Source organism: Mycobacterium sp. 852002-51057_SCH5723018 (assembly GCF_001667035.1).
Lineage (GTDB): Bacteria > Actinomycetota > Actinomycetes > Mycobacteriales > Mycobacteriaceae > Mycobacterium.
Window position 1 is genome coordinate 44,028 of record NZ_LZIR01000063.1, and the last position, 11,626, is coordinate 55,653.

16 protein-coding genes and 1 pseudogene are annotated in these 11,626 nt (G+C 67.3%); 11 read left to right on the forward strand and 6 right to left on the reverse strand.

The window, feature by feature from the left end; genetic code table 11:
* Positions 1-6 precede the first annotated feature (6 nt).
* Positions 7-1,089, forward strand: coding sequence for a CaiB/BaiF CoA-transferase family protein (locus tag A5764_RS12670; RefSeq protein ID WP_067113870.1), 1,083 nt, complete (start codon positions 7-9; stop codon positions 1,087-1,089).
* Between the two features lie 55 nt (positions 1,090-1,144).
* The gene (locus tag A5764_RS12675; RefSeq protein WP_067113854.1) at positions 1,145-1,906 is read left to right on the forward strand and encodes a 3-hydroxyacyl-CoA dehydrogenase; all 762 of its coding nucleotides are present in this window, start codon (positions 1,145-1,147) and stop codon (positions 1,904-1,906) included.
* A 133-nt stretch (positions 1,907-2,039) separates the two neighbouring features.
* Here the strand turns inward: A5764_RS12675 and A5764_RS29685 are convergent, their stop codons facing one another.
* On the reverse strand, positions 2,040-2,171 hold the full coding sequence (locus A5764_RS29685) for a hypothetical protein (protein ID WP_156664649.1): 132 nt from the start codon (positions 2,169-2,171) through the stop codon (positions 2,040-2,042).
* A 319-nt stretch (positions 2,172-2,490) separates the two neighbouring features.
* Here A5764_RS29685 and A5764_RS12680 point away from each other — a divergent pair, with 319 nt between their 5' ends.
* The 3 genes from A5764_RS12680 to A5764_RS12690 are packed head-to-tail and all read left to right on the forward strand — an operon-like array spanning position 2,491 to position 6,168.
* Positions 2,491-4,824 carry an MMPL family transporter gene (locus A5764_RS12680; RefSeq protein WP_067113855.1) on the forward strand — a complete coding sequence of 778 codons (2,334 nt, stop codon included), beginning with the start codon at positions 2,491-2,493 and terminating at the stop codon, positions 4,822-4,824.
* Between the two features lies 1 nt (position 4,825).
* Positions 4,826-5,524, forward strand: coding sequence for a TetR/AcrR family transcriptional regulator (locus A5764_RS12685; RefSeq protein ID WP_067113856.1), 699 nt, complete (start codon positions 4,826-4,828; stop codon positions 5,522-5,524).
* On the forward strand, positions 5,521-6,168 hold the full coding sequence (locus A5764_RS12690) for a class I SAM-dependent methyltransferase (RefSeq protein WP_067113857.1): 648 nt from the start codon (positions 5,521-5,523) through the stop codon (positions 6,166-6,168). Before A5764_RS12685 ends, A5764_RS12690 begins: the two co-directional genes overlap by 4 nt.
* A gap of 95 nt (positions 6,169-6,263) precedes the next feature.
* On the opposite strand, the gene A5764_RS12695 is transcribed toward A5764_RS12690, so the two are convergent.
* The gene (locus A5764_RS12695; RefSeq protein ID WP_067113858.1) at positions 6,264-6,977 is read right to left on the reverse strand and encodes an NAD-dependent deacylase; all 714 of its coding nucleotides are present in this window, start codon (positions 6,975-6,977) and stop codon (positions 6,264-6,266) included.
* Positions 6,978-7,024: 47 nt separating this feature from the next.
* Between A5764_RS12695 and A5764_RS12700 the strand changes: the two genes are divergently transcribed.
* Entirely contained in the window at positions 7,025-7,390 is a 366-nt protein-coding gene (locus A5764_RS12700) for a GntR family transcriptional regulator (protein WP_067113859.1), read from the forward strand.
* Between the two features lie 32 nt (positions 7,391-7,422).
* Here A5764_RS12700 and A5764_RS12705 read toward each other — a convergent pair whose 3' ends face one another.
* A complete protein-coding gene (locus A5764_RS12705; RefSeq protein ID WP_067113860.1) occupies positions 7,423-7,944 on the reverse strand; it encodes a DUF1697 domain-containing protein in 522 nt (173 codons plus the stop codon).
* A 32-nt stretch (positions 7,945-7,976) separates the two neighbouring features.
* Between A5764_RS12705 and A5764_RS12710 the strand changes: the two genes are divergently transcribed.
* Both A5764_RS12710 and A5764_RS12715 read left to right on the forward strand, forming a co-directional pair.
* Positions 7,977-8,420: a PPOX class F420-dependent oxidoreductase gene (locus tag A5764_RS12710; RefSeq protein WP_067113861.1), complete on the forward strand. Its 444-nt coding sequence runs from the start codon at positions 7,977-7,979 to the stop codon at positions 8,418-8,420.
* A 41-nt stretch (positions 8,421-8,461) separates the two neighbouring features.
* The gene (locus A5764_RS12715) at positions 8,462-8,641 is read left to right on the forward strand and encodes a DUF5302 domain-containing protein (protein ID WP_067113862.1); all 180 of its coding nucleotides are present in this window, start codon (positions 8,462-8,464) and stop codon (positions 8,639-8,641) included.
* A gap of 46 nt (positions 8,642-8,687) precedes the next feature.
* Here A5764_RS12715 and A5764_RS12720 read toward each other — a convergent pair whose 3' ends face one another.
* Positions 8,688-9,227, reverse strand: coding sequence for a nuclear transport factor 2 family protein (locus A5764_RS12720; RefSeq protein ID WP_067113863.1), 540 nt, complete (start codon positions 9,225-9,227; stop codon positions 8,688-8,690).
* Between the two features lie 88 nt (positions 9,228-9,315).
* Between A5764_RS12720 and A5764_RS12725 the strand changes: the two genes are divergently transcribed.
* On the forward strand, positions 9,316-9,894 hold the full coding sequence (locus A5764_RS12725; RefSeq protein WP_067113864.1) for an HhH-GPD-type base excision DNA repair protein: 579 nt from the start codon (positions 9,316-9,318) through the stop codon (positions 9,892-9,894).
* Complete coding sequence (locus A5764_RS12730) at positions 9,891-10,037, forward strand: DUF1059 domain-containing protein (RefSeq protein ID WP_067113865.1); 147 nt, start codon at positions 9,891-9,893, stop codon at positions 10,035-10,037. Before A5764_RS12725 ends, A5764_RS12730 begins: the two co-directional genes overlap by 4 nt.
* On the opposite strand, the gene A5764_RS12735 is transcribed toward A5764_RS12730, so the two are convergent.
* Positions 10,034-10,477 carry a MarR family winged helix-turn-helix transcriptional regulator gene (locus tag A5764_RS12735; protein WP_067113866.1) on the reverse strand — a complete coding sequence of 148 codons (444 nt, stop codon included), beginning with the start codon at positions 10,475-10,477 and terminating at the stop codon, positions 10,034-10,036. The genes A5764_RS12730 and A5764_RS12735 overlap by 4 nt on opposite strands.
* 52 nt (positions 10,478-10,529) lie before the next feature.
* Here A5764_RS12735 and A5764_RS12740 point away from each other — a divergent pair, with 52 nt between their 5' ends.
* Complete coding sequence (locus A5764_RS12740) at positions 10,530-11,144, forward strand: TIGR03086 family metal-binding protein (protein WP_067113867.1); 615 nt, start codon at positions 10,530-10,532, stop codon at positions 11,142-11,144.
* A 15-nt stretch (positions 11,145-11,159) separates the two neighbouring features.
* On the opposite strand, the pseudogene A5764_RS12745 reads toward A5764_RS12740, so the two are convergent.
* Positions 11,160-11,626: pseudogene (locus A5764_RS12745) on the reverse strand (hypothetical protein); the annotation flags it as partial.

Genomic DNA, 11,626 nt, shown 5'->3' on the forward strand with positions numbered 1-11,626 from the left:
TGCATCATGGCGGGACCGCTGCAGGGGTTGCGTGTTGTCGAGTTGTCCGGCATCGGGCCCGGCCCGCATGCCGCAATGATCCTGGGGGATCTGGGCGCCGACGTGGTCCGCGTCGATCGGCCGTCGGGCGCTCCAGGGGGTGTTGTGAAGGACGCCATGAGCCGCAACCGGCGCATTGTGACCGCCGACCTCAAGTCCGACGAAGGCCGCGAACTCGTGCTCAGGCTCGTCGCCAAGGCCGACGTGTTGATCGAGGGCTACCGGCCCGGCGTCACCGAGCGGCTCGGCCTCGGCCCCGAACACTGTGCCGAGGTCAACGACCGGCTCATCTACGCCCGGATGACCGGCTGGGGGCAAGCCGGCCCTCGCAGCCAGCAGGCCGGCCACGACATCAACTACATCTCGCTGAACGGAATCCTGCATTCCATCGGGCGGGTGAACGAGCGGCCGGTGCCGCCGCTGAACCTGGTGGGTGACTTCGGCGGGGGCTCGATGTTCCTGCTGGTCGGCGTCCTGGCCGCGCTGTGGGAGCGGCAGAGCTCCGGCAAGGGTCAGGTCATCGACGCCGCCATGGTCGACGGCTCCAGCGTGCTGATGCAGATGATGTGGCAGATGCGCGCCTCGGGCATGTGGACCGACGTGCGCGGCACCAACATGCTCGACGGCGGCGCGCCCTATTACGACACCTACGAGTGCGCCGACGGCCGCTACGTCGCCGTCGGCGCCATCGAGCCCCAGTTCTACGCCGCAATGCTGGCCGGGCTGGGCCTGGACGGCGCCGACCTGCCGCCGCAGAACGACGTCACCCGCTGGCCGGAGCTGCGCGCGCTGCTCACCGAGAAGTTCGCCAGTCACGACCGGGACCATTGGACCAAGGTGTTCGCCGACTCCGACGCCTGCGTGACGCCGGTGCTGGCGTTCGGCGAGGTGCACACCGAGCCGCACATCACCGAGCGCGACACGTTCTACGAGGTGAACGAGGGCCTGCAGCCGCGGCCGGCCCCGCGGTTCTCCCGGACCGCGCCGGAGACCCCCCGCCCGGCGGCGGTGGAGACCGACATCGAAGCGCTACTCGGAGACTGGGTATAGTTCCCAACCAACTAGTTGGCTGGACTTGTTGGCTGGACAACAGGAAGGGACTCGCATGGAGATCAAGGACGCCGTCGCCGTCGTCACCGGGGGCGCCTCCGGCCTGGGCCTGGCCACCACCAAGCGGCTGCTCGACGCGGGCGCGCAGGTGGTGGTGATCGACCTGCGCGGCGAGGAGGCCGTCCAAGAGCTCGGCGACCGGGCCCGCTTCGTGCAGGCCGACGTCACCGACGAGACCGCCGTCAGCACGGCGCTCGACGCCGCCGAATCGCTGGGCCCGCTGCGCATCAATGTCAACTGTGCGGGCATCGGCAACGCCATCAAGACGCTCTCCAAGGACGGCCCGTTTCCGCTGGACGCGTTCAAGAAGGTGGTCGGCGTCAACCTGATCGGCACGTTCAACGTGCTGCGGCTATCCGCCGAGCGCATCGCCAAGACCGAGCCGATCGGCTCAAATGGAGGAGAGCGCGGCGTCATCATCAACACCGCCTCGGTCGCCGCGTTCGAGGGCCAGATCGGCCAGGCCGCCTACTCGGCGTCCAAGGGCGGCGTGGTCGGCATGACGTTGCCGATCGCCCGCGACCTGTCCCGCGAGCTCATTCGCGTGGTGACCATTGCGCCCGGGTTGTTCAAGACCCCGCTGCTGGGTTCGCTGCCCGAGGAGGCGCAGCAGTCGCTGGGCAAGCAGGTACCGCACCCGGCCCGGCTGGGTGATCCCGACGAATACGGGGCGCTCGCCGTGCACATCATCGAAAACCCGATGCTCAACGGCGAGGTCATCCGCCTGGACGGCGCCATTCGCATGGCGCCGCGCTGACCGGAACATTCCGGCCGAAAATGAAAGCCCCCCGCTTTGCGGGGGGCTTTCACCGAACAGGACTCTATCGACGGAACCATCGAGTGATGGCGGGTTCGGCCATCAGCAGCCGTGCTAACACGCTCATGGTCGGTCAGCTAGCCGTAGGCAGCGGGTGCCAGTCTTCGAACTGCTCCGAGGTCACGCCTTCCACCAGCATGTCGCCGTGGTAGAGGGCGTCGAAGTCAGCCTTGATGACATCCGCACTCGAGTCGTCGATCCACATGACACTGAGCGTATGGCCCACCCTTAAGGATTCTTTGAGTCACGATTCGGAAAATGGTGGCAATTTACTGGCGGGTAGGTTTGCGCCAGTCGAGCGCCGGATTGCACCCTGGCCGGCCCGGATGCCGCCCAACTTTCTCGCCGAACCCTTAGTGTCCAGCGGGTTTGGACGGCTCGGTGAACGGCTTTGAACCATCCGGGCATGCGGCGACGTCATAAAAGTTAGTGTTGTTTGACACCTGTAAGTTACCGCTGATAAGTTACCGCGGATAGGGTGACGGGGGAGCGTGACCTGCACCGGCGGCGGAAGGACCGGACCCATGCTGGAAGCGATCGCTCGCCTGGCCATCGCGGCGCCGCGCCGAATAATCGGAGTCGGCGTCCTGGTCTTCATCGCCGCGGCGATCTTCGGCCTTCCCGTCGCCAAGAGCCTGGCCCCCGGGGGCTTTCAGGATCCAGCTTCGGAGTCTGCCCGCGCGATCCAGACCTTGACCGACAAGTTCGGCCAGAGCGGCCAGCAGATGCTGATCGTGGTCACGTCGCCCGCCGGCGCCAACAGCGAACAAGCCCACAAGGTCGCCACCGACCTGATCGGCGATTTGCAGAAGTCGCCGCTGGTCTACAACGTGACCTCGGCATGGACCGCGCCACCGCCGGCCACAGCCGGCCTGACCAGCACAGACGGCAAGTCGGGCCTGATCGTGGTCAACCTCAAGGGCGGCGAGAACTTCGTCCAGAAAAATGCCCAGACCTTGTCGGACGAGTTCGTCCACGACCGCGACGGGGTCAGCGTGCGCGCCGGGGGCGCGGCGATGGAGTACGCCCAGATCAACAAGCAAAACCAGGACGACCTCGTGGTCATGGAGATGATCGCGATCCCGTTCAGCTTCGCGGTGCTGGTGTGGGTGTTCGGCGGGCTGCTGGCGGCGGCGCTGCCGATGACCCTCGGCGCACTGGCCGTCGTCGGCTCGATGTCCGTGCTGCGGCTGGTCACCTTCACCACCGAGGTGTCGATCTTCGCGCTCAACCTGAGCACCGCGCTGGGCCTGGCGCTGGCCATCGACTACACACTGCTGATCCTCAGCCGCTATCGTGACGAGCTGGCGGAGGGCAGTGACCGGAACCAAGCGCTGATCCGCACGATGGTCACCTCCGGCCGCACCGTGCTGTTCTCCGCGGTCACCGTGGCGTTGTCGATGTCGGCGACGGTCGCCTTCCCGATGTACTTCCTCAAGTCGTTCGCCTACGCCGGCGTGGCCACCGTCGCGTTCGTCGCGACCGCGTCCATCTTGATCACCCCGGCCGCGATCGTGCTGCTGGGTTCGCGGTTGGACTCGCTGGACGTCCGGCGGCTGTTGCGGCGGGCATTGCGCCGCCCCGAGCCGGCGCACAAGCCGGTCGAGCAGTTGTTCTGGTACCGGTCGAGCAAGTTCGTGATGCGACGCTGGCTGCCCATCGGCCTGGCCGTCGTGGCGCTGCTGCTCCTGCTCGGGCTTCCCTTCACGACGGTGAGGTGGGGGTTCCCCGATGACCGGGTGCTGCCGCGATCGGCGTCGGCGCATCAGGTCGGTGACCAGATGCGCAGCGACTTCGTGAACGACTCCGCGACCGCGGTGCCCGTCGTCATCCCCGACGCCCGCGGTCTTGACCCGGTGGCCCTGGACAAATACGCCGCCGACCTGTCGCGGGTCGTTGACGTGTCCGGGGTGTCGGCGCCGAGCGGGGCCTTCGTGCACGGGAACCGGGTGGGGCCACCCACGGGGGCCACCGGGGTCGCCGACGGCAGCGCCTTTTTGACCGTCAACAGCACCGCGCCGCTGTTCTCCCAGGCCTCCGACACGCAGCTGAAGCGGCTGCACCAGGTGCCCGGGCCGGCCGGCCGGTCCGTCGAGATGGCCGGCGTTGCCCAGGTCAACCGTGACAGCGTCGACGCGGTGACGGAGCGACTTCCGCTGGTGCTGGGGCTGATGGCGGCCATCACCTTCGTGTTGCTGTTCCTGCTGACCGGCAGCGTGGTGCTGCCGGTGAAGGCGCTGCTGTGCAACGTGCTGTCGTTGACCGCGGCGTTCGGCGCACTGGTGTGGATATTCCAGGACGGCCATCTGGGCGCGCTGGGAACGACTCCGAGCGGCACGTTGGTGGCCAACATGCCGGTGCTGCTGTTCTGCATCGCTTTCGGGCTGTCGATGGACTACGAGGTGTTCCTCGTGTCCAGGATCCGCGAGTACTGGCTGGCCTCCGGGGCAGCCCGTCCGGCGAAACCCACCCCGGCCGAGGCGCACGCCGCCAACGACGAGAGCGTGGCGCTCGGCGTGGCCCGCACCGGCCGGGTGATCACCGCGGCCGCGTTGGTGATGTCGATGTCGTTCGCCGCGCTGATCGCCGCGCATGTGTCGTTCATGCGGATGTTCGGCCTGGGGCTTACGCTTGCCGTGTTCGTGGACGCGACGCTGGTGCGGATGGTGCTGGTTCCGGCGTTCATGCATGTGATGGGCCGCTGGAATTGGTGGGCGCCAAAGCCTTTGGTGTGGCTGCATGAGCGGTTCGGCATCAGCGAGGGGCCGGCCGAAGAGGTCGGGCACGAAGAGCCGCCCGAGGAGCCGGTGCAACACAACGGACGTGCGGTCAGGGAGCCGGTGACCAAAATTGGTTAGCGTGTCGATCGACGGTCCTCGCCGCGCCAGGGCCCCCCGTGGGTCCGGCGATCGGCTTCGCGACGAGATTCTGGACGCGGCGACCGCGCTGCTGCTGGAAACCGGACATGTCAAGTCGGTGTCGATCCGGTCGGTGGCGCAAAGCGTCGGTGTCACTCCGCCGTCGATCTATCTGCATTTCGCCGACAAAGACGCGCTGATGGACGCGGTGTGCGCCCGCTACTTCGAAAAGCTCAACCTGGAAATGCAACGCATGGCCGCCGAGCACACCTCTTCGGTGGATGTGTTGCGTGCCCAGGGGCTGGTCTACGTCCGGTTCGCCACCCAAAATCCGGAGTTGTACCGGATCGCCACGATGGACGAGTGGCGCTCCGGACGCGACATCGACACCACGCTGGACACCTCGGCGTTCAAGCACATGCGGGCCACCGTGCAGAAGCTGATGGACGAGGGGATCTACCTGCCCGACGACCCGACCACCGTCGCCCTGGAAATCTGGAGCGCGGCGCATGGGGCGGCGGCCATGCTGATTACCAAGCCGCACTTACCTTTTGGCGATGCCGAGGCGTTCGCCGACCGGGTGCTGTCCGCGGTCTTCTGCGGGCAACTGGTGCTCGGGTATTGCGGCGCGGACGCCACACCCCAGAAGTTGGCCTCCTGGGTGAACGCCCATCGGCCCGCGCAGGAGCCGCGGGCATGACGCAGATGGCGCCGTCGCGGATCGACAATCCGTTTTTCGCGCGCGTCTGGCCCGTCGTCGCCAGGCATGAAACCGAGGCGGTGCGAGCCCTGCGCCGGGAGAACCTGGCCGGATTGTCGGGTCGGGTGCTGGAGGTCGGCGCGGGCGTGGGGACGAACTTCGCCAACTACCCCGCCGCCGTCAAACAGGTGATCGCGGTGGAACCCGAGCCGCGACTGGCCGCACAGGCCCATGCGGCGGCCGCCGCGGCGCCCGTGCCGGTCGTCGTGATGGGGGAGACCGCGGAGGGGTTCGGCGACGGGGAGCCGGAGCCGTTTGACGCGGTGGTGTGCTCGCTGGTGTTGTGCTCGGTGCGCGATCCGGCCGGGGTGCTGCGGCGGCTGTATTCGCTTTTGCGGCCCGGGGGGCAGCTGCGGTATCTCGAGCATGTGGCCAGCGCCGGCGTGCAGGGCCGGTGGCAGCGGATCGCCGACGCGACGTTGTGGCCAAAGTTGTTCGGTAACTGCCACACCCATCGCGATACCGAGCGTGCGATCGTCGACGCCGGATTCGAGGTGGACACGTCGCGCAGGGAGTGGACGTTGCCGATCTGGGCGCCGTTGCCGGTGTCGGAGTTGGCGCTGGGCCGGGCGCGCAGGCCTTGATTGCTTTGCGGTGCACCGAGACTGCGCTCAGCGCGTGGTTCGGCGACTGGATAGCGATCTGTGCGCAGGCTCGATGCGACTGCCGCGGGCGCGAGCTATCCCAGCAGCGCGGGCAGGCGCTGCAGTAGCCCGGGCAGGGCCTGGCTCGCGGTCTCGCGGATGCTGATCGTGGCGCTCCGGGACAGCGGGGTGGACTCGGGGTTCACCTCGATGACGGCCACGCCGCGCGACAGGGCCAGGTCGGGTAGGCCGGCAGCCGGGTAAACGATCGCCGACGTCCCCACCACCACCATCACGTCGGCGGCTTCGGTCGCCTCGACCGCACGCTGCCAGGGCTCGTCGGGCAGCGGCTCGCCGAACCACACGATGTCGGGCCGGATCATCGCCCCGCAGTGGCAGATCGGGGGTTCGACCTCGATCGCCGGTTCGGGCATTTCGGGCAGCGCGCCGGTATACGGCATATCGCAACGCTCGCAACGGAATTCGAAGAGGCTGCCATGCAGGTGATGTACCGGCGTGCTGCCGGCGCGCTCGTGCAAGTCGTCGACGTTCTGGGTGATGACGCTGACCTCGACATGGTCTTGCCAGGCGGCGATCGCGCGGTGGCCGGCGTTGGGCTGCACCTTGGCCACCAGGTAATGGCGCCACAGATACCAGCCCCAGACCCGCTCGGGGTTGCTGCGCCACCCTTGCGTGCTGGACAGCTCGTAGGGGTCGAAACGGGCCCACAACCCGTTCTTGTCGTCCCGGAAGGTCGGCACGCCGCTCTCCGCGGAAATCCCTGCGCCGCTGAGCACCGTCACACGCATCCCACAAACATAGCCGTGCGCAGCGGTTACTGGGTGATACTGGTTGTGTGGAGCTGCGGGATTTGTTACGGGTGGATGTCAAGGCGGGCAAGCCGATGTTCGACCAGCTCAGGAACCAGGTGATCGACGGAGTCCGGAGCGGAGCACTGCCGCCCGGCACCAGGCTCCCGACGGTGCGTGATCTGGCTGGTCAGCTCGGCGTCGCGGCCAACACCGTGGCCCGCGCCTACCGTGAGCTGGAGTCCGCGGCGATCGTCGAAACGCGTGGGCGATTCGGCACTTTCATCTCGCGCTTCGACCCCACCGACGCGGCGATGGCGGCCGCAGCCAAGGAGTACGTCGAGGTGGCCCGCGCGTTGGGCCTGACCAAGTCCGACGCGATGCGCTACCTGACGAACGTGCCGGATGACTAAGGGAATTCGCTTGGTGCGCTAGGTGATTGGCTTCACCGCAACACCTTGGCCAGCGTGCGCAGATTGCGGGTCGTCGTCGAGGACTTGTAGCGCGGCTTGCCCATCGTCTTGCCGATCGTGCTGTCCAGGGTGTTGCCCTTGGGCACCTGCCAATAGAGGACGCCTTCACCCCGGCTGATCCTCTCGTCCGGATCGGCATCCTCGCCCAGCTTGGCCAGCTCGTCGAGCACCGCCTTGTCGGCGACGAAGGTGACGTAGGACTGCCACCCATCGACCTCGCGCTCGAAGGGGTAGCCATCCAAGACGGCACGCAGCGTATCGATGTCGTACACCAGCACCCACGCGTCATAGCCGAACCGCTCGCGCAACGTCGCTTCGGCCTTCTTGCGCACCGCGGCCGCTCCCGCGGACGACTCCAGCAGCACGTTGCCGGTCGCCAAAATGGTGCGCACGTTGGCGAACCCGGCGTCGGTAAACGCGACCGCCACCTCCGACATTTTGAGGTTGACGCCCCCGACGTTGACGCCGCGCAGGAACGCCACGTACTTGCTCATGTACCGATTTCACCACGACGTAGGCTTTCGGCATGGGACGCCAGGTGTTCGACGACAAGCTGTTGGCCGTGATCAGCGGAAACTCCCTCGGAGTACTGGCCACCATCAAACGCGACGGGCGCCCGCAGCTGTCGAACGTCCAGTACTACTTCGACCCGCGCCGCGTGGCGGTGCAGGTGTCGATCACCGAGCCGCGAGCCAAGACCCGCAACCTGCGCCGCGACCCCCGAGCCTCGATCCTGGTCGACGCCGACGACGGATGGTCATATGCCGTCGCCGAGGGCATGGCCGAACTGACGCCTCCAGCGGCCGCGCCCGACGACGACACGGTCGAGGCGCTGATTGCCTTGTATCGCAACATCGCCGGGGAACACCCGGACTGGGACGAGTACCGGCAGGCCATGGTCACGGATCGGCGGGTGGTGCTGACGCTGCCGATCTCGCACGTATACGGCATGCCACCGGGCAAGCGGTAAAACCGCAAGCCATCCTCGCCCGTCCCGGCTAGGCTGCCGCTATGGCCGCATCGAAGCCTCGGCAAGAGGACGACACGAAGCGCAAGTTCCGCGAAGCGCTCGAGCGCAAGAACGCCAAGTCGGCGGGCGGATCCGACCACAAGGACGGCGGCGGCGACAAACAACCGCGGGCCCACGGTCCGGTGGAGAACCGTCGCGAATTCCGCCGCAAGAGCGGGTAGGCCGGACATGCTTGCCGCGCAAGGTCTCGGGCGAGCCGGAGTCGAGCTAACCCCGGCCTTTGGGCGGTGTGAATAGGCTGATCGAAGGGTCGGCCTGGCTTGGCTTGCCGCGCATGCTTCCTCGGGTGCTGGGGTGTCCGAAGTTCACCCGGGAGGGGTCGTTTTGGTACGCCCAGTCCGCCACGATGGTGCGTTGGCTGAACTTCCACCGACCGTCGTGCTTGGTGTACTTGTCCAGGTACCGCCCGCCGATGATGACGTCTAAATCCTGTTCGGGACCGGCGAAGGTGTGAAACACCAGGCAGTAGATCTCACCGCGGGCCGTCTCGCCCTCGATCGCGAAGTTCGTCGTGGTGATGTTGTGTTGCGAGACACGCACATACGGTTCCGCAGCCTGTAGTTGCGCGATGAACTGCTCGACGCCGCCCGTCGAGAACGCGCCGTGCGAGTCGGTCGCGTCGGGGTGGTACAGGCCCCGAAGCGCTTCATAATCGGCGCGGTCGACGGCCCGGCAATAGTTGTTGACGAGCTGATGCAGCTCGTCTCGGTCCAGCATCAGCGTCAATCTGGCTTCGTCCACCACCAGGCCACGGTAACTCGGGCGGTTCGGGTGGTTAGTGTCGAACCGATAGGTCTCGGTCGTAGGGTGTTCAGCGGAAGGAAGGTCGTTGACGGTGAAACTTTGTCTCGCTCAAGATCCTGACGCCGACGCGCTGCTGGACGACGATCCGTTCGCACTGCTGATCGGCATGCTCCTCGACCAACAAGTGCCCTTCGAAACGGCCTTCGCGGGACCGAAGAAGATCGCTGACCGGATGGGCGGCTTGGACGCCGGCAAGATCGCCGACTACGACCCGGAGAAGTTCGCGGCGCTGTGCGCCGAAAGGCCTGCGGTGCACCGCTTTCCGGGATCGATGGCCAAGCGGATCCAGTCCTTGGCCCAGATCATCGTGGACCGCTACGACGGCGATGCGGCCGGGTTGTGGACGGCCGGCGAGCCCGACGGTTCCGAGCTGCTGCGGCGGCTCAAGGGGCTACCCGGGTTCGGCGAGCAGAAGGCGAAGATCTTTCTGGCCTTGCTGGGCAAGCAGTACGGCGTGACGCCGACGGGCTGGCGGGCGGCGGCCGGGGATTTCGGCAAGGCCGGCACCCACCTGTCCGTCGCCGATATTGTTGACGAACGTTCGCTTGGGCAGGTGCGGTCGTACAAAAAGCAGATGAAGGCAGCAGCGAAGGGAAAGGCGGCAACGTGAAGACACACATAACGTGTCCGTGCGGCGAAGCCATCGTCGGCAAGGACGAGGACGAGCTGGTCGAACTGACCCAGGACCACCTTGCCAGCGTTCATCCGGGCCTGGAGTACGACCGCGACGCCATCTTGTTCATGGCGTACTAACTGCTGAGCTGGCCGTCTTCCCTGGCCGACAGCTGACGCAGCACCCGCAGGAACAGGCGACGATCGTCGGCCGATAGCTTCCCGAGCCAGCGCTCTTCGCCGAGCTGGATTTCTTGCTGCGCAGCGTCTTTCGCGGCCCGGCCCGCCTCGGTGAGCGCAAGCAGCCGCACCCGCCGGTCGTCCGGGTCGGGACGTCGCTCGATATAACCCCGCTCCTGCAAGTCATCGAGCGTGGGGATGATGCGCGTCTTGTCCGCGCCGATCGCCTCGGCGAGCGCCGCCTGGCTGCGTACCGGCGAGCGATCAAGCGCACCCAGCACGATGTAGCCCCACATCGACAATCCGTGGGCTTCCAGCACGGGGACCTCTGCGGCGATCAATTCGCGAACCAGCGGCCCCATCATCGCCGCGAGATCAGGACGGGTCAGCCTCGGTGCCATGCGGGGAAGCGTAGCCGTTGACAGATCATATGCGTACGCATACGGTACTCAGATGCATACTATTTCTGATGTTCGACCGTTTCACCGAGCCGCCGTGCTGGCGTCCGTCGACGTTGTTTCGGCGGTCACGCTCGACGATCTGCGCCGGCCCACACCCTGCGCGGGCTGGAACCTGCTCGACCTGCTCGCCCACATGACCGTGCAGCATCATGGGTTCGCCGCGGCCGCGCGTGGCGGCGGCGACAGCCCGACCGGATGGGCGTCGGACCGCGTGGTCGACGCGGTGGCATCCGATCCCGGCGGCACGTACGCGGGGGCCGCGGCCGAGGTGCTCGACGCGTTCGCGGCCGACGGGGTGCTCGATGCGCCGTTTTCGCTGCCCGAGTTCGGCCCCGGGGCGACCTTCCCCGGCGCGATGGCGATCGGCTTTCACTTCGTGGATTACGTTGTGCACGGCTGGGACGTCGCGCGGAGCGTCGGCGCCCGCTTCGCGCTCCCGGACGACGTCGTGGCTGCCGTGCTACCGCTGGTGTTCTTCGTTCCGGATGGTGAGTACCGCGCCACGGACGGCGCCCCGTTCGGCCCGGCCGTCGCCGCGCCCGACGGCGCGACCGACCTCGACCGCATCCTCAGCCACCTCGGCCGCTCGCCCGACTGGAAACCCTGAACGCACGCTCGGGTGTCAGGGCACCACCGTCGAGCCGATCGTGGGCATGAACTGGCACTGCCGTTCCTTGGTGGTGACCTGCCCGAAGATGGTCGACATGATGCTGCCCGAGCCCGTGTCGGCGACCGCGGTCAAGGTCGTCGGCCCGTCCCCGTTGATGTCGGTGCGCGGCTTGAGCGCGACGGTGCCGGACTTACCCGTGCTCAGGTTCACCCAGGTGACGTTCAACGGCAGCTTCTGCACCTCGGCGGGGCCGGGGGTGCCGACGGCGGTGAACACGTAGGCGGTCTGGCCGGGCCCCGGGCCGGGCGTCGGAATCTTGGCTGGCCCCGCCACCGAGAGCGCGGTCGCAAGCGCGCTGCTGCCGTCCGCGAGGCAATTGGTGCCGATCGAGGGGTACATGAAGTCCTGCGTCGGCGGGGCGTCAGGCCCGAAACCCGGTGCCGCCGCGGGGGCGGCGGGGGGGGGGCCGGGCGCGGGGG